Annotated in this window: 16 protein-coding genes; 7 read left to right on the forward strand and 9 right to left on the reverse strand. The window is 67.6% G+C overall.

Annotated elements, in window-relative coordinates; translation table 11 throughout:
• Nucleotides 1-105: 105 nt before the first annotated feature.
• The 4 genes from AAF481_03400 to AAF481_03415 all read left to right on the forward strand — a co-directional run bounded on the left by AAF481_03400 (nucleotide 106) and on the right by AAF481_03415 (nucleotide 3,034).
• On the forward strand, nucleotides 106-912 hold the full coding sequence (locus tag AAF481_03400; GenBank protein MEM7480199.1) for a ParA family protein: 807 nt from the start codon (nucleotides 106-108) through the stop codon (nucleotides 910-912).
• Nucleotides 887-1,522, forward strand: a complete 636-nt coding sequence (locus tag AAF481_03405) for a hypothetical protein (protein ID MEM7480200.1) — start codon at nucleotides 887-889, stop codon at nucleotides 1,520-1,522. The genes AAF481_03400 and AAF481_03405 overlap by 26 nt, the downstream gene beginning before the upstream one ends.
• Before the next feature lie 5 nt (nucleotides 1,523-1,527).
• A complete protein-coding gene (locus AAF481_03410; protein MEM7480201.1) occupies nucleotides 1,528-2,361 on the forward strand; it encodes a DUF4388 domain-containing protein in 834 nt (277 codons plus the stop codon).
• A 64-nt stretch (nucleotides 2,362-2,425) separates the two neighbouring features.
• Complete coding sequence (locus AAF481_03415) at nucleotides 2,426-3,034, forward strand: heme NO-binding domain-containing protein (GenBank protein ID MEM7480202.1); 609 nt, start codon at nucleotides 2,426-2,428, stop codon at nucleotides 3,032-3,034.
• 53 nt (nucleotides 3,035-3,087) lie between these two features.
• On the opposite strand, the gene AAF481_03420 is transcribed toward AAF481_03415, so the two are convergent.
• Both AAF481_03420 and AAF481_03425 read right to left on the reverse strand, forming a co-directional pair.
• Nucleotides 3,088-4,818, reverse strand: coding sequence for a mechanosensitive ion channel family protein (locus tag AAF481_03420; protein ID MEM7480203.1), 1,731 nt, complete (start codon nucleotides 4,816-4,818; stop codon nucleotides 3,088-3,090).
• Nucleotides 4,819-4,888: 70 nt separating this feature from the next.
• The gene (locus tag AAF481_03425; protein ID MEM7480204.1) at nucleotides 4,889-5,080 is read right to left on the reverse strand and encodes a hypothetical protein; all 192 of its coding nucleotides are present in this window, start codon (nucleotides 5,078-5,080) and stop codon (nucleotides 4,889-4,891) included.
• A gap of 221 nt (nucleotides 5,081-5,301) precedes the next feature.
• Here AAF481_03425 and AAF481_03430 point away from each other — a divergent pair, with 221 nt between their 5' ends.
• Nucleotides 5,302-5,520: a hypothetical protein gene (locus tag AAF481_03430; protein ID MEM7480205.1), complete on the forward strand. Its 219-nt coding sequence runs from the start codon at nucleotides 5,302-5,304 to the stop codon at nucleotides 5,518-5,520.
• Between the two features lie 288 nt (nucleotides 5,521-5,808).
• Entirely contained in the window at nucleotides 5,809-7,023 is a 1,215-nt protein-coding gene (locus AAF481_03435) for a tetratricopeptide repeat protein (GenBank protein ID MEM7480206.1), read from the forward strand.
• A gap of 10 nt (nucleotides 7,024-7,033) precedes the next feature.
• Here AAF481_03435 and AAF481_03440 read toward each other — a convergent pair whose 3' ends face one another.
• The 5 genes from AAF481_03440 to AAF481_03460 form a co-directional block, all read right to left on the reverse strand.
• Nucleotides 7,034-8,215: a lipocalin-like domain-containing protein gene (locus AAF481_03440; GenBank protein ID MEM7480207.1), complete on the reverse strand. Its 1,182-nt coding sequence runs from the start codon at nucleotides 8,213-8,215 to the stop codon at nucleotides 7,034-7,036.
• Between the two features lie 5 nt (nucleotides 8,216-8,220).
• Nucleotides 8,221-10,806, reverse strand: coding sequence for an FtsX-like permease family protein (locus tag AAF481_03445; GenBank protein MEM7480208.1), 2,586 nt, complete (start codon nucleotides 10,804-10,806; stop codon nucleotides 8,221-8,223).
• A gap of 24 nt (nucleotides 10,807-10,830) precedes the next feature.
• Nucleotides 10,831-11,511, reverse strand: coding sequence for an ABC transporter ATP-binding protein (locus AAF481_03450; GenBank protein MEM7480209.1), 681 nt, complete (start codon nucleotides 11,509-11,511; stop codon nucleotides 10,831-10,833).
• A gap of 69 nt (nucleotides 11,512-11,580) precedes the next feature.
• A complete protein-coding gene (locus tag AAF481_03455; protein ID MEM7480210.1) occupies nucleotides 11,581-12,108 on the reverse strand; it encodes a hypothetical protein in 528 nt (175 codons plus the stop codon).
• A 112-nt stretch (nucleotides 12,109-12,220) separates the two neighbouring features.
• Nucleotides 12,221-13,885: an AarF/UbiB family protein gene (locus AAF481_03460; GenBank protein ID MEM7480211.1), complete on the reverse strand. Its 1,665-nt coding sequence runs from the start codon at nucleotides 13,883-13,885 to the stop codon at nucleotides 12,221-12,223.
• A gap of 86 nt (nucleotides 13,886-13,971) precedes the next feature.
• On the opposite strand from AAF481_03460, the gene AAF481_03465 reads away from it, so the two are divergent.
• A complete protein-coding gene (locus tag AAF481_03465; protein MEM7480212.1) occupies nucleotides 13,972-14,304 on the forward strand; it encodes a hypothetical protein in 333 nt (110 codons plus the stop codon).
• Here AAF481_03465 and AAF481_03470 read toward each other — a convergent pair.
• Together AAF481_03470 and AAF481_03475 are read right to left on the reverse strand one after the other, a co-directional pair.
• Entirely contained in the window at nucleotides 14,249-14,836 is a 588-nt protein-coding gene (locus AAF481_03470; protein MEM7480213.1) for a DUF2878 domain-containing protein, read from the reverse strand. The genes AAF481_03465 and AAF481_03470 overlap by 56 nt on opposite strands.
• Nucleotides 14,833-15,909 (reverse strand): cyclopropane-fatty-acyl-phospholipid synthase family protein, encoded by a 1,077-nt coding sequence (locus AAF481_03475; protein ID MEM7480214.1) that lies wholly within the window; start codon nucleotides 15,907-15,909, stop codon nucleotides 14,833-14,835. The genes AAF481_03470 and AAF481_03475 overlap by 4 nt, the downstream gene beginning before the upstream one ends.

A 15,909-nucleotide genomic window follows, 5' to 3' on the forward strand; every position in this document is an offset into this window, starting at 1 on the left:
ATGAAAAGATGAGCGTATCGTTTGATATCGCCACTACCGGAAGATCTCCCTTCTCCTGGGGGGTTTTCCGAATCTGCGATTTTTTTATCGGATGTGGGAGATGTAATGCGTTCACTGGCGATCTGTTCTCAGAAGGGGGGAGTCGGCAAGACCACTCTTTCCCTAAATCTGTCCTTTGCCCTCGCCCGCCGCGGTTGGAAGACTCTGCTGATCGATGCCGATCCTCAGGGTAGCGTGGGTCTGTCGCTACAGGGTGATGCATCGCAAGGTGTCGGCTTGGTGGAGGTATTGGCCGGCGACGAGCCGTTGACGGCAGCCGCTCGCAGCACACGCCTCGCCGAGCTCGGCTTGCTGACCGCCGGTAAACCGGAACCCGGACGCACCCAGCGCTGGTCCGAGGGACTGGCTGCCGGTGGCCTTGGGCCACTGCTGCGGGCGGCCGAGGACGATGGCTGGGAAGTGGTGGTGGTCGATACGGATTCCGGTTTGCACGGCGCGACTCTCGACGTCCTCCGGGCAGTCGATTCCCTGGTGGTGCCGATCCAGGCGGAGCCTTTGGCGTTGCGCACGGTGCCGCAGATTCTCGAATGCGTGGGTCAACTGCGCGACGAAGGGGCGGACTTGAGCATCGGCGGATTCGTCATCACGATGCTGAGTTCCCGCCAGGATGTGTCCCTATCGGTCGCTCAGGAAGCCTGGTCGATGCTGCCTTCGGAGCTGATCCTGGAGGCCTTCGTGCCGCGCGACGAGGCGTTCTTGACCGCCAGCGCTCACGGTGTGCCGCTCGGCTTGCTGAGTCGCCGGCCGCCACCGGTGGCCACCGTGTTCGATCGCCTCGCGGCAGAACTCGAATTGCGTGTGGGCCTGATCGAAGAGGAGGCGGAGCTTGCACCGGTCGCTCTCCTGGATTGATCCCAAGGACCTCTCGGCGGCCCTGGTGCGGGCCGGTGTGCGGCGGACCCCGCGCAACCAGCGCCGCTCCGTCAACGTGGGGCTGAGTCGCCTCGAAGCCGAGCAAGACGGAACGGTAGCGGAATTTCCGTCAGCAGACGGACCGTCCCATCGAGCCCGGCCGGTGGCGGTGGAGGCGATCGCCGAACCGCCTCGCGCGGTGCCCTTCGAGGTGCCGTCCGGCACCCTCCAGGATCGCCTCATGGCCTTCGTCAGGTGGGTGGAGCAAATCACCGAGTGCCGCCAGGTTTTTGTGGCCGATGCCGAGGGGCTCGTCCTGATCGAGCACCAGACCGCCGGTGAGTTGGTGGCGGTCTCGTCGTCCTTCATGAGCAGCCTCGAACGGGTGCGTGCTTGTCTCGGTACGGAGCCGCGTGGTGTTCTGGCCGTCGACATCGATGACCAGCAAGTTCTGCAGTTGATCCAGATTCGATCGGACCTCGGGAGATTCCATCTCGGGTGCATCGTTACCGATCCCCTTGGGCGTAGCCAGGTCAACGCCCTGCGCGAGGGTTTGGCGACCATCTTTGAACTAGAAGAGGCGGTTCTCGCCTTCGAGGATCCGGAGTGATTTCTATGGCTGGAACCACGGAGAGCCACTTTCGAGGCTGGAATCTCACCACCATTCTCCAGATGGTGGAGATGGACCAGAGAACCTGCACCCTCAAAGTTCGGTGCGGCGAGAATCTCGGTTTGCTATTCTTCCGCGGCGGGGAGCTGATCGACGCGGAAAGCGGTCCCCTGCAGGGCATCGACGCTGCCTACGAGATCGTCAATTGGGATGGAGAGACGTCGATCGAGGTGGATGGGTCCTGCGGCGCGGGCACAAAGAACATCGATCTACCGGTGACCCACCTGCTGCTGGAAGGGTTGGCCCGGCGTGACGAAGAACGGCACGAACACTCGCAGACGAAATCGAATGGTTTGAACTTGACCCTGCCGACGGAGGTACTCGACGCTTTCGAGGAGAAAGCGGAGCTTCTGGAAGCGGGGGCGAATCCCTTGGTGCAAGAAGATGAGGAGGACGACGTGAACAAGTTGCAGTCCGTATTGGATCGTTTCCGAGACGAAGTGCCGGAGTTTGTTTCGACCGACATCGTGAGTATCGACAGCGGCCTTTCGATCGGTGGCGCAACCCTCGATGCGGACTTCGATTCGTCCGTCGCCTCGGCCAGCTATGCCGAGGTGGTCAAATCCAACCGCCGGGCATTGGACCTCCTCGGCCTGGGCGCCGACTCGACCGAGGACATTCTGATCTCAACGGCGAAGGTGTTCATTCTGCTGCGCATGCTGGGATCGGAGTACTACCACGTCGTGGCGATCACCCGAAAAGGTAATCTGGGATTTGCCCGGGCGATCATGAAGAAATACGAGCCCCAGCTCCTGCAGTCCGTCGGCCAGCTGGTGTAGGCGCCGACGGCGGAAAGCAAAACGAGGTGCGATCAACCAACGGGTGACCCGGGGAGGGTAGTGCATGCATGGATTTATTTTTTCTGAAATACAGGATTATGTGAGCACCAAGCTGGGTGCCGAGACCTGGAAGGCGCTTCTCAGGGAGGCCGGCTTGGCGAACCGGCAGTACGAGAAGTTCATCGAGTATCCAGATGAGGAAGCCGTCAAGATCGTGATGACCGCTTCCGAGATGACCTCACAGCCAGCCACCGCCATCCTCGAGGACTTCGGCCGCTTCCTCGGACCCCACCTGCTCAAGGTCTACCGTCCGCTGATCAATCCGTCCTGGAAGACCCTGGATTTTCTGGAGCACACCGAAGAGACCATTCACCGGGTGGTGCGCTCGCGCAATCGCATGGCGAAGCCGCCAGCTTTGGCGTGGACCCGCACCGGGCCGGAAGAGGTGGTGCTCAAATACTCGTCGCCGCGTCGCATGCAGCACCTGGCGATCGGAATCGCCAAGGGCGTGGCGGACGAGTACGGCGACTCCCTGGACGTTGCCATGGATGACCACGGCGACGCCGGCTGCACCATCCGCTTCCGCCTGGCTTCGGCCACCGCCGGGGAAGCCGACGCCGCGGCTGAAGGGGCGGGAACGCCGGCCGAACGCACCACGCCGACGACGAATTGACGACGTTCCGAAGTCGACTGTAGAGGCGGCTCGCGAGCCCCCCACGGCCGAACCTACTCCCTCTTGAATTCCGGTGCGGAGCCCTCGCTCTGCTCTCGGTCCTCCGTCACCCGCTCGCCGACGGCGGCCAGCACCGGCTGGCCGTCAGCCAGGTGGAGGGTGCGGGTGGGGAAGGCGAAGACCACCCCGAGAGTCTCCGCCAGGCGGATGATCTCCACCATCAAGACCTGTCGCTCGTGTAGCTCCACCGCCCAGTCGGTGGTGTCGAAAAAGATGTAGAGCATGATGTCCAGGGACGAGGCGCCGAACTCGTTGAGGTGCACGTAGAAGGCGTCCTTGCGGGTGTGAGGGTTGCTCTCCACCAGTTTGCGGATCTCTTCACAGAAAGTCTCGATTTTCTCGACCGGCGTGTCGTACTCGACGGACACCAGGGTCTTCCAGCGGCGGAAGCGGCGGGCACCGAAGTTGTCGACATTGGCGGTCATCAGGCTGGCGTTCGGCACCGTTACCAGGGAGTTGTAGAAGGTGCGCACCCGGGTGCTGCGCATCCCCACTTCCTCGACGGTGCCCTCGACGTCGCCGATCTTGATCGCGTCGCCGACGTGGAACGGCTGATCGAGGAGGATGGTGATCGAGCCGAAGAGGTTCTTGAAGGTGTCCTGGGCGGCCAAGGCGAGGGCCAGGCCACCGAGGCCGATGCCGGCCAACAGGCTGGCGACGTCGAGACCGAGGTTGTCGGCCACGAAGACGGCGCCGAACACGACGATCAGGAACTTGCTGGTCTTGCGGATGAGGGGAGTGAGGAGATCGTCGATCCGCGACTCGGTTTCCTCTGCCCGCAAGGTCAGGAACCCCGTCACCAGGTCGATCACCCGATAGGCGAGCCACAGCAGGGCGACCAGGGCAATCAGGTCGACGCTGGCTTTGAGAAAACCGAAAACCTGTGCCGGAAGCTCCAGCACGGGCAGCGCGATGCCCGCCAAGAGCGCCGCCAGCAGGGTGCGAATGGGGCGCAGGGCGCGATGCAGGGCCATGCCCTCCAGGTTCTCCCACACCCGCTTGAGCTGCGGCAGCAGGATCTTGCCGAGGATGGCCTTCACCAGCACCGCGACCAGGTAGCAGGCAACGAGCAGCAGCACCAGCCCGATCCACTGCCAGTGTTCGAGCAGGAAGGTGGTCTCGCGCAGGCGCGGCGGCACTAGGCTCCGCATCCACAGGCCGACGGTACGCGGCGCCTCGGTCACCCCCTCCACCACCTCCAGGCTCTCGACTTTCTTCCATAGGGCCGGGATCGACTCGATGGTCGCCGGGGTGAAGCGCCAGGCGTTGTCCGCTTGCTGAGCGATGGTGATCACCCACTGGCCGTCCCGCAGGAAGTTCCAGGGATCGCCGGTGGTGCGGTCGGGCACCAGCGAGAGGTCGACGTACTCGGTGCGGTCGAAGACGTCCTTGAGCTGCACGGCGAGACTCTGGCCGTTGGCCTCGCGGGCCGCCTCCGGCAGCGCGGACAGATCGAGGGTGGAGGTCGCGAGATCGAACAGTCGGCGCCGGTCCTCTTCCTTGAAGGCGGCAAGGAAGGTCGTCAGGGTCGCCCGCGGCGAGGCCAGTTCCTCCGGTGGGGGTGCCGGTGCGCCGGATGCTTCATCAGCGGACTTTCCGGCCGCCTCCGCTGCGCTCTGGGCGGTAAGGGCGGGAGCGAGCAGGCAGGCCGCCATCACCGCGAGCCAGATCGCAAGGTGGCGGGTCAAGGAATCGTTGCGCAGTACAGGCCGGATCGACGACATCGGCAAACACCTCGGAAGAACTGTTGGATAGGGCTCCTGAAACGACGCGAGCCGGGCGGCGTGAGTTCGCTCAGGACAACTCGTCGGAAACCTCAAGGCGTACATCCACCGCATCCGGAATGCTGACGGTGGGGTCCTCCGGCGGCGTCACGCGATCGAGATCGACGCCGAGAACCGACAGGCCGGTCCGCCGTTCGAATTCGCAGATCAACATGAGGATCTCCTGCTCGAGGCGCTCGCGCTGCTGCTTGAGGGGGTTCACCGGGGGCTCCTGCGGTTTATTGTAGCGCGCTTCGCCGATGCGACCGCAAGATCAGCGTACCGCCGCCGTTGATTTTGTCCCGATGGACCATCGAGACCTCTTCTGAAGATCCTCCGTCACCGAGATGCAATAAGAGGTTACAGAATGCGATGATTCGTCATCGGAAGACGTGCCCGATCGATCCGATCGGAGCGTTCGAAGCTTCCGGAGAGGACGGATCGATGCGCGCTGTTCGAGGTGGACTGCAGTTATTGCTGGTCGCCGGCCTCCTGGCGGTCGGGGGCACCGCTTGGGGAAAGACCGCGATCCAGGAGGACGGTAGCCGGTGGCGGGGGTTGGCCGAGCGGGTGGTGGAGGCGCTCTTCGGCTCTACCGGCGACGAAGAACCGACACCGGAGGACGGCGACGGTGGCGGTGGCATGATCGACCCCAATGGTTGATCTAGCCTAGCCCGACCTTCTCACCAGCCTTCTGCTGTGCGTGCGGATGCACCTGCATCTGCGGCGTCTTTTGGCCTCTCCGCTTTTCGACGGGCTTCGAGTACGCCGACGTCGCTTCGAGAACCCAACCCCTTGCGGCTACCGGCCCAGGAAAAGACTCTGGCGCTCTCTCGCGACGAAGTTGGTGAGAAGGTCGGGCTAGCAACAGCGGGCGGCTGACGGAAGGGTCTCGCGGGCGTATGATCTAGGGATGGTTCCTTTCCTCCTCCGGCATTTGTGGGTAGGCCGTTGAGACGACGCGCCGGGGACGCCTGGATCAGTCCCCTGGGGACTCGCTTCGAGCGGGTCTCGGTGGATGAGAGACCCTCGGTCGCCGGTGAGGTGCGCCTTCGCGTGCGAACCGCCGCGGGGGGTGAAGTGCTCCTCTTCGAGAAAGAACTGACCGAGCTGCTCGCATCCGACTGGTGGTCCAGCGGGGGCGAGGGCACCGACCCGGTGGCAGCCGCCCGCCCGACGATCGAGCAGGTGCGAGAGGCGCTGAATCGGTCCCGCGCGCTGGTTTTCGAGAACCCCGGCGAGGCGGAGGTGCAGTCCCGTCTCGGCCGGTCGCTGGCCGGCGGCCTCGATCCACGGCGCTACGGGGGAGCCGCGGTGCGGGATCAACAGGCCCTCGCCGAAGCCTGTCTTGCCAACGTCCTGCGGGTGGCTGGGGATCTCGAACGGGCTCGGAGCCACATGGTGCGGGCGCGGCAGTGCCTCGCCCTCGGCCGGCTGGGCAGTGAAGAGGGGGTGACGGTGCGGGAACTGGAGGTCTCCCTGTGGCGAGACCTGCACGACTTCGGGGCGGCGCTGGAGATCTCCGAAGGGGTGATCGATGATCACCGCACCGCCGGCCGGCGGAGCGCCGTGGCGAGCGCGCTGCTCACCCGAGCGTCCCTGCTGGAGGTGATGGGCGAGCCCGAAAGGGCGCTCTCATGCCTGCGCGAAGCGGTGCGCGAGACGCCTGCGGCGGATGCCGAATTGTCCCTCTGGACGGCGCACAATCTGGCCTTCGCCTTGGCCCGGGCCGGGCGCACCGGCGAGGCGTCGGAGTTGTTTGAGCGCTGGCGCCCGCACTATCGCTCCAGCGCCGGCGTTTTCCAGCCGGCGGTCTTGGCGCGCCGGGACTGGCTGGGAGGCCTGCTGGCGGAGGAGCCGGTGGCCCTCCTGGCCTCGGCGCGCCGGCGGTTCCGGTCCGCCGGCTTCGCCTTCGATGCGGCCCTGGTCTCACTCGATCTGATGCTGGCCCTGTCCGCCGCCGGCCGGCAGCGGGAGGCCATGTCCCTGGCGCGGGAGACCTACCGGGAACTGGCCGCCCGCGGTGTCGAGCGCGATGCCCTGGCGGCCCTCCTGCAGTTTCAGCACGCGGCTCGCGAGGCCCCGGAAGTCCTGCTTCCGAGATGGCAGCGCGCCGTCGAAGGCCTGCGCCGAGTGCTCGCCGATCGGCGAGCGGCGAGTCGGTAGGGCTAGCCTGCTAGCGCGTGTAGCCGGTCATCTCCAGGTAGCCGAAGCCTGTGATGTCCTCGCGGCCTCGCCGGCCGCGAGCCCTGACGGCGCCCTCCCAGTAGCGAAACGCCAGGGTCAACTCCTGCGGGTCGATCAGTGGATCGATCGCCAGTTCGAGCCCCGCCGACGGTATTTCGAGCCGCCAGGCAACCGGGTAGCGCGCGGCGCCGTCTCGCGCAGTCCAGTAGCGCACCTCGCTGAAGCGCAGGTCCGCGGCGGTGAAGGTTCGGCGGTCCAGTACTCGGTCGTTGTCGTCGCGGGTCACCAGGGTGCCGGCGCTCGCCGGATCAGCCGTTCCGTCCGGGCGCCGTAGGCGAAAGGCCATCAGGTCGGAGCCGTCGGAGAGCTGAAGGGAGAACCAATCCCACCCGATCTGTCCTTCGAGCACGCTGGTGCTCCATTCGCGATCGAGCCAGGAGCGTCCGGTGACGGAGTAGGTCTCGGTGCCGATCCTGAGAGTGCCCCGGCTGGTCAGCCGCGGCAGCGAGAAATAGTACGACGCGTTGCCCGCTTCATGCCCCTTGCGGCTCAAGCCCTGGTCGCCGTGGAGGATGGGATCGACGGTGGCTTCGAGTTCCAGGTCCAGGGCGATGGTGTCCTCTGCCGCCTGCAGCCGGAAGCGGTCCGTCGCGGCGCCGGAATCACGCACCGCCCGCCAGTCACCGATCCACACTCGCAGGTCCTCGGCGCCGGTCACCCCGGCCAGGCCGAGGGCTTCGCGACTCCAGCGCTCAAAGGAGTGGAAGTTCTGGTCGCCGACGTCGGTGACCGCGAAGTGGGCGAGGATCGCCTGGTCCGTGGCCCACTTGGAAGTGCGCGGCGGGGTGCTCCCGGGGGGCGCCAGGGCCTGCCGGAAGAAGGTGAGCTGGTACCCGAAACGGCGGCCGCCCTCCGCTGCGAGGTGGCCGGTGAAGTACCACCACTCCGTCTGAAAGGCGCGATGGGCGCCATGGTCCGCCGGCCATGCGATGGGCTGGACCTCCAACGCGCGCGCAAATCCCTCCGCCGGTGGACCGCCGAGGGAGCGGGCGACGGACAGAGTGTCCGTCGGTGGTGGCGGCGGTCCGCAGCCGACTCCTACGATGACGATGAAGAGGGTGACTCCCAGCGATAACCCTAGCCGTCGCGTCCTGTCCGCTGCGGATGGCATCGCCGTCATTCCTCGCGCAGGGCTTCCGCCGGTGAGGTGCGGGCCATTTTCCAGGCCGGGTAGAGGCCGGCGAGGAGGGCGGCGCCGGTGGCGAGGGCGACGGCGGCCAGCAGGTCCAGCGGAGCCACGGTCATCCGCAGGCTCCAGCCGAAGGAGCGGCGATTGATCACGAAGATCATCAGCGCCGCCAGACCGGTGCCGATGGGGAGGGCGAAGAGGCCCGCCGCCAGGCCGGTGATGGCCGTCTGGCCGGTCAGCATGCGCCACAGTTGGCCAGGGGTCATTCCGGTAGCGCGCAGCACGCCGAGCTCTCGGGTGCGCTCGAGCTGCAGGGCCATCAACGAGCTGAGCACGCCGAGGAAGGCGACCAGTCCGGCGAGGGTGCGCAGCACGTTGGTCACCTTGAAGGTGCGGTCGAAGACCACCATCGAGGCGTCCCGCAGGCGATGGTTCGAACGTACCGCCAGACCGTTGCCGAAGATATTTTCGAGCCGCTCTCCGAGGTTGCCCAGGTCCACTCCGTCAGCGGCGGTGACCGAAAGAGCCGAGATTCGGCGGTCATGGAACCAGCGCTCGTACACTGGCCGGGCGAACAGGACCTCGCCCTGATCAGAAGCATAGCTGTACACCACCCCGGCGATGTTGAAGGTGCGCGGCCCTTGGTCCGTGCGCAGGGTCACCGAGTCGCCGGCCCACAGGTTCCGGTGCCGGGCGTAGGGTTCCGTCAGCATCACGGCGCCGGCATCGAACGCCCGCCAGGCGCCGTCCGGGCTATCCGTCAGCAGCTCGAAGCCGCGCGGCGCGCCTGCCTGAGTGTTCACCACCAGGAGGCGATCGGTACCCGTTTCGGTCGCGATCTCAACCCGCCGGATGGTGGCGACGTAGGCCACCCCCGGGAGGGCTGCCGCTCGCTCGGCGAGGCCCGGGTCGAACCCGCCGGTGTCGCCGCGGCCCGGCGGCGAAAGGTAGAAGTCCGCCAGCAGGGTGTTGTCTAGCCAATCCGCCAGGGTGCCGCGGAAGGACGAGATCATCGTCCCGACGCCGAGGGTCATGGCGACGGCGATCATCAGGGCGGCGGTCGCTACGGCGGTGCGGCTGATCGAAGTGACCACCCCCTGCACTGCCATCCGGCCGGCGGCGCCGAATAGGCGGCCGGCCAGGGGGCGGATCAGCCAAGTCAGAAGGATGGTCGCCGCCGGCGTCAAGAGCGCGGCGGCCATCACCACCGCGAAGAGTCCGACGAAGGAAAGCTCCAGCGAGCGGCCGGCCGCCAGAACGGCGCCTCCGGCCAATATCCCGAAGGCGGCCGCGGCGTTGGCGCGGGGCACCAAGGCGCGGGCCCGCTCCTCCAGGTGCGAGCGGCTCAACACCGCGCGGGGCGGCGCCCAGGCGGCCTCCAGGGCTGGCGCGATGGCGGCGAGCAGGGTGGCGGTGAGGCCGGCGCCGAATCCGGCGGCCAGAAGCGCCCACGGCGTCTCCAGGACGCCGACGGAGGCGGCGAAATAGAGGTCGTCGAGGGTGCGGGTGACGCGGCCGACGAGACCACGGCCAAGGAGCGTGCCGAGCGCCACGCCCAGGCCTGAGCCGATCATTCCGATCGCCGCCGCCTCGCCCATCACCAGCCCGAGAATCTGCCGGCGGCTGACACCCAGGGCGCGCAGGATGCCGAGGTGGGTTCGGCGGCGCACTACCGAAAAGGTCATGGTGCCGTAGATCAGAAACATCCCGCACAAAAGCGCCAGCAGGCCGAGGGCCTGGAGGTTGACCCGGAAGGCGCGGGTCATGGCGCGGGCACTTCGCCGGCCGGCCTCGGCGGTGACCAGGGAAGTGCCGAGGGGCAGGGTCCGCGCCAGCGTCGCCGCCTCCTCCGCATCGAGGGCGAAGTCGATGCGCGACAGTCGCCCTTCGAGGCCCAACAGCTCTTGTGCTGTGGCGATATCGGTGACCAGTAGGTCGCGAAGGCCGGCCCGGGCGACGGGATCGCCGGCATCGAGCAGGCCGGCGACGGTCAACACCTCGAGGGTGCCGCCGGCCAGGACCGACAGCTCGCCATTCCCTCCGTCACCGGTGATGCCCTGGGCCTCGGCGGTGTCCCGCGACATCAGCACTGCGCCGGGGCGGGTGAGGAGCCGGCGCAGATCGATGGTGCCGCCGGCCCGGCCGGAGCCCTGTGGAGTCAACCAGGGGCGAAAGGGAGCTTCGGCGAAGGGATCGATGCCGAGGATGCGCAGATCGGTGCGCGAGCCGGTGCCCCCGGCCGGCGATCTGTCCGCTCTCGGCGCGGCGAAGGTCACCGTTCCTTCGACCACCGGCGCCGCCGCGATCGCTCCGGCGAGGGCGCCACCGTTGCCGGCGCCGACCAGATTGACGTAGAAGCTCTCGTCGATTCCCGAGGGACCTCCCACCAGGCGATGGGTTGCGCGGCCCATCACCGCACCGCTCGACAGGTCAAAGGCGCGCAGGGCGGCACTGTTGGCGAGCTGCACTGCGACGGCGACGGCCACCCCCAGGGCGATGCCGAAGACGGCGAGGGCGGACTGTGCCGGTTGGCCGGAAAACGACCGGCGGCTGGCCCGCAGCAGAAGATTCACCGTTGCCGTCTCATGACGTTTCGTTCAGGAGGCCGTCAGCCGGCCGTCGGCCAGCGACAGGGTGCGGTCGGCCCGCCGGGCGACAGCGCGGCTATGGGTGACGATCAGCAGAGTGCGGCCGCGGTCGCGGGTCAGTTCGAGCAACAGATCGAGCACTCGGTCGCCGGTCTCCTGGTCGAGATTGCCCGTCGGTTCATCGGCCAGCACCAGCAGGGGGTGATGCACCAGGGCCCGGGCGACGGCCAGGCGCTGTCGCTCGCCGCCGGATAGGCGATCCGGAAAGGAGGCTCCGCGGTCGCCCAGGCCGATGCGCTCCAACCACTCAGCGGCCGCCGGGCGGCGGTCCTTTTCGCCCTTCAGTTCGAGCGGCAGGAGGAGGTTCTCGGCCACCGTCAGGGTCGGTACCAGGTTGAAGAACTGGAACACGAAGCCGAGGTGATCCCGCCGGAAGAGGGTGCGCTGCCGCTCCGTCAGGGCGACCATATCGACACCATCGATCGAGATTTCGCCCGCATCCGGCAGATCGATGCCGCTCAACAGGTTGAGCAGCGTCGACTTGCCGGAACCGCTGCGGCCGAGAAGGGCAACGACCTCGCCCCGCTCGATGGCGAGGGAAGCGCCGTCGAGGACCCGGCGGGCGACCTCGCCTTCGCGAAAAGTGCGCACCAGCCCCCGGCACTGGACGAGAGGCGTGGAGTCGGTCATGGAGTTGCGATAGAAGCTGCCGAACGGGCCGGACGTTGGCCCCCTGCGGTGTCCGCCCTGGCGTCCACATTATGCCACCTGGACCGCCCGCCGGGGGTCCGCCGGCGGCGGAGGAGGCGCGCCATCGGGTTCCGAGGACGCGCCGGTGGCGGATCGCGGCAGCCGGTGCTCGCCGGGGGCGGGAGCGCTCCCCAGGCCGAGGGCGACGGCGCTCTGCAGGCCGAACAGATGGAGCGCGACGTCCGGCGTCAAGAGCCCTTCCCGCTGGGCCGTCGCCACCGTCCGGCCAATGCGCCGGAGAAGCCGCCGGCCGATCTCCTCGAACCGCGACCGCCGGCGGGCCGAGTGGGTACGAAAGCAACCGCTGACCACCACTCCGGCGGCAGCGGCGGCCTGGCGCAGAGGCCGGCCCAGCTCGTCCTGCAGCGGCTCCGGCCAGGGTTCCGTAGCGGTGTAGAGGGACCGGTTCAGGCGGTCGACGAGGTCGACCACGATCCAGTCCCGTCGGCGGCCCGGCGGAGGGTCGGGCGGTAGAGGTGGCGGCGCGCTCGCGGGGGCCTCGTCGATCGGCGGATTCGGCTGGAAGGGGTAGGACATGTCGCGGTTCCTCTCTTTCGGTTCGAGTGAACGGTCCCGCTGCGGTGCGGGGTTCGAAAGAGGGAGACGCGAAAGCGGCCGAGCATCGCTCGCAACTCGGGAATTCTCGGCTCTACCGCCGCAACCGGCTGACCAAAAAAGCTCCGCCGGCCAACCCGAAGAACCACGCCGCCGCCGGGTCGTCGCCGAGGCGAGCGATGGCTCCGGCCAGGAGGCTGGCGGCGGAGAGGATGGCCCAGGGGAGGTTACGGCCAATGGCGGAGGGCTCAGCCTGCCGGGCGCTTTGGCGGCGCTCGTCTTCTTCGTCCAGGAAGCGCTCGATTCGGCGCGGCAGGAGGGCGGCGGCGCGCAGGCTGTCGGGTAGGCCCTTGGCGGCCTCTTGGAGCGCCTGCCACAGCTCGCGCCGGGCGAGGCGTTCGGCCACCGGGATGGCCTCGGACCAGAAGTCGAAGCGCGGGTCGAGGCGGGTGGTCACGCCGGCCAGGATGCCCATTGCCCGGGCAGAGAAGAGCAGTTCGACCTGCACCTGGAAGGGCATCTCGTAGATCAGGCTCCGGTAGCGGCGGAAAAAGTACCCGGCCTGGTCGAAGGCGACGTCGCGCATGGCGCCGATCTCGATGCCCCACAGCCGCTCAAAGACGTCTTCGTGTAGCGCTTCCAGGCGCTCCAGGTCCGCTCCCGGCAGCAGCACCCCGGTGCGCTGGTAGGAACGCACCATGCGCCGAGCGTCGCGGGTGGCCAGGGCGATGACGTATTCGGACAGCGACGCCCGCAGGCGCTCCGGCACGGTGGCGATCATGCCGAAATCCACGAACACCAGTTCGAATCCGTCCGGCGCATCCGGCGCCGGGCGCACGAAGACGTTCCCCGGATGCGGGTCGGCGTGGACGAACTGGTGCACCAGCACCTGGTCGAGGTAGCAGTGGAAGAGGGTGGCGGCGACCCGGGTGCGGTCGATGCCGGCCGCTGCCATGGCGTCGAGGTCGTCGATCTTCGGAGCCTCGATCTTCTCTAGGGTCAGCACGTCGCCGGTGGTGGTTTCCCAGATCACCCGCGGCACGGTGATCGCCGGCGAGTCGGCGAACATCTCGCCGAAGCGCTCGGCATTCGCTCCCTCGGCGCGCATATCGAGTTCCGCCCGGGTGGTCTTGGCGATCTCCTGCTCCAGCCGGTCGAGATCCACCCGCCGGCGAATGCGCTTCGACCACTTGAGCCAGCGCACGGCGAAGGCGACGGCGGAGAGGTCCGTCTCCACCAGCACTTCGATGCCCGGCCGCAGCACCTTGACGACCACCGTCTCGCCCGAGCGGGAGCCGGTGCCGGCGCCGGCTTCGCTGTCGGCCCGGGTCGCGGCGTGGACCTGGGCCAGGGAAGCGGCGCCCAGGGGCTCCTCGTCGAAGCGTGCGAAGACCTCCGACAACGGCCGGCCGAAGCTCTCCTCGACCCGCCCGACGATCCCTTCGAAAGGTCCCGGCGGCACCTTGTCCTGCAAACCGGCAAGCTCCGAAGTGACCTCCGGCGGCAGCACGTCGACCCGGGCGCTCAGGAACTGGCCGACCTTGATCAGCACTCCGCCCAGCTCCAGGGCTAGGGCACGAAAGCGCCGGGTGACGGCGACCCAGCGGGGCAGAGGATCGCGGCGCAGGGAGCGCAGGCCACGGCGGTTGAGGAGCAGGTCATGCAGGAACGCCTGCAGCAGAACACCGAGAACGAAGCGACGCAGCTTGGTGTAGCGCCGGCGGTCGATGGCGGGGGCTGGCGGAGCGGGACGAATCATGGCGGTGAGGGCGAGTGTCTCCGAGGATGAACCCCCGAAGCAATATCACTATCGGACGCTACGGGAACCGTTGATACCCTATTCCCATGGCGGCATGGTGGCAGATCGCGCTTCTGGTGCTGGCGACGGCGGGTCTTTCGGCGCTGCTGACCCTGGTGGTGCTGGCGGCCTGGCTCAAACGCAACTTCGTGCCGGACCTCGAAGAGCGCCTCGGGCGCACCCTCGCGACATCCGGCGAAGAGGTCGGCGACCAGATCCGCGAGAAGGTACGCCTCGGGGTGCTCGATGCGGTGCGCGATCTGCCCACCACCGAGATCCTGCGCGGCGCCCAGCGCTCGGTGGTGGACACGGCCACGGGCATCGTCAAGGACGGCTTGACGACGCTCCTCGGCGACCGCCCGTCGCGGCGCGATCGGTAGCCCCGTCTTCCTGCCGCCAGGCGAAAGCCACCAGGGCGGGAATCACGCCGGCCCAAATCACCGACAGGGACAACAGACTCGGCCACAGCTCCGGGTGGAAGGCGACGGCGCCGAGGCGTTCGCCGGCGTAGAAGGCCGCCGGCCCGGCGATGCCGCCGAACAGAGCGCCCAGCCACGGACGGCGGCGCAGGAAGGCCAGACTGGAGCGGGGCGTGATGCCGAAGTGGAGCCATAGGGCGACGATCCAGATCGGGCAGAGGCACGGCGCGGGGGCGGCCTCGAAGCGCAACAGACCGGCGCACACCTGTGCCGAGTCGATGGCGGTGCCGATAGCGCCGAGGGTGAGTACCGTCACCGCATCGCGCCGACGGGTCGGGCTGGACGGGCAGGTCCATAGGTGAAGGGTGACCAAAAGGATCACCACCGGCGGGCCGATCCAGGGGCGGCCGTCGGCCGCCGCCAGCACCGAGACCCACCATCCGATCTGGACTGACAGAGCGTTCCACCAGGAACTCTTGAGGAAGCGAATCAAGTTTCGGTTTCGCTCGCCCGCACGAAACGGTAGTGGGCCACCAGCCACTCCTCGCCGCCGCCATAGCCGAAGAGCTCCGCGCAGGCCATGAAGAACACCCGCCAGCGAACCCACCAGCGGGTGCCTTCGCCTGGGCCGTAGATCTCTTCCAGTAGAGGCAAGATGAAGTTGCGCCGAAGGTCCATCCGCGCCAACCAGGCCTCGGAGGTTTTCTGGTAGTGGGTGCCGTCCATCAGCCAGCGCTGTTCGAGGCGCCAGGTGGCGTCGAAGCGGGGCAGTAGATCGGCGGACGGCATCAGGCCGCCGGTGAAAAAGTGCCGCGCCATCCAGTCGCCCGGCCTACCGGAGTCGATGAAGGGGTAGGCGAAGTGGCGATGGCAGAAGACGTGGACGAAGACCTTGGCGTCGGCGCGAGTCCAGCGGCCGATGCGGGCGAACAGCTCGGCGTAGTTCCGCATGTGTTCGAACATCTCCACCGAAACTACCCGGTCGAAGGTTCGATCCGGGGCGAGGGCGTGAGGATCGAACTCGTTCATGTCGGCGGTCTGAACGGTCAGGTTGCCCAGGCCGCGGGCCTGAGCCTCGCCGTCGATAAATTCCTTCTGGCTAGCGGAGTTGGAAACCGCCAGCACCCGTGCCCGGGGAAAACGGTCGGCCATGAACAGGCTCAGGGATCCCCAGCCGCAGCCCAGTTCCAGGATTTCCTGGCCATCGGCCAGTTCCGCCCGCTCGACGGTCGCTTCGAGCATCGCCTGTTCCGCCTCCGCCAGTCGATCGACGCCGGCCGGCCAGAGGCACGAGCTGTATTTAAGCTGCTGGCCGAGCACCCACTGGAAAAAGGCGGTGGGCACTTCGTAGTGCTGGCGGTTGGCGTCGTCGACGGAGAGGGCGATGGGGCTCGAGCGCAGTTCCTCGACGAAGGCTTCGAAGCGCGCCTGTTGAGCCGCCGGCCCGCCGCGCCGAAGTTCCCGCAGGCGCCCGGCGAGCAGGCGGCGGATGGCGAAGCGAATCAGCGGATCGGGCAGCCGATCGGCCTCCAGCAGGCGCAGGAAGGGGCTCATCGCGGTAGCCAT

The sequence above is a fragment of the Acidobacteriota bacterium genome, from assembly GCA_039030395.1.
Lineage (GTDB): Bacteria > Acidobacteriota > Thermoanaerobaculia > Multivoradales > JBCCEF01 > JBCCEF01.

Coding starts and splice junctions, on each gene's coding strand:
- AAF481_03455 (MEM7480210.1), bottom strand. CDS start 12,108: ATGTCCTACCCCTTCCAGCCGAATCCGCCGATCGACGAGGCCCCCGCG.
- AAF481_03400 (MEM7480199.1), top strand. CDS start 106: ATGCGTTCACTGGCGATCTGTTCTCAGAAGGGGGGAGTCGGCAAGACC.
- AAF481_03460 (MEM7480211.1), bottom strand. CDS start 13,885: ATGATTCGTCCCGCTCCGCCAGCCCCCGCCATCGACCGCCGGCGCTAC.
- AAF481_03415 (MEM7480202.1), top strand. CDS start 2,426: ATGCATGGATTTATTTTTTCTGAAATACAGGATTATGTGAGCACCAAG.
- AAF481_03450 (MEM7480209.1), bottom strand. CDS start 11,511: ATGACCGACTCCACGCCTCTCGTCCAGTGCCGGGGGCTGGTGCGCACT.
- AAF481_03430 (MEM7480205.1), top strand. CDS start 5,302: ATGCGCGCTGTTCGAGGTGGACTGCAGTTATTGCTGGTCGCCGGCCTC.
- AAF481_03420 (MEM7480203.1), bottom strand. CDS start 4,818: ATGTCGTCGATCCGGCCTGTACTGCGCAACGATTCCTTGACCCGCCAC.
- AAF481_03410 (MEM7480201.1), top strand. CDS start 1,528: ATGGCTGGAACCACGGAGAGCCACTTTCGAGGCTGGAATCTCACCACC.
- AAF481_03475 (MEM7480214.1), bottom strand. CDS start 15,909: ATGGCTACCGCGATGAGCCCCTTCCTGCGCCTGCTGGAGGCCGATCGG.
- AAF481_03440 (MEM7480207.1), bottom strand. CDS start 8,215: ATGCCATCCGCAGCGGACAGGACGCGACGGCTAGGGTTATCGCTGGGA.
- AAF481_03465 (MEM7480212.1), top strand. CDS start 13,972: ATGGCGGCATGGTGGCAGATCGCGCTTCTGGTGCTGGCGACGGCGGGT.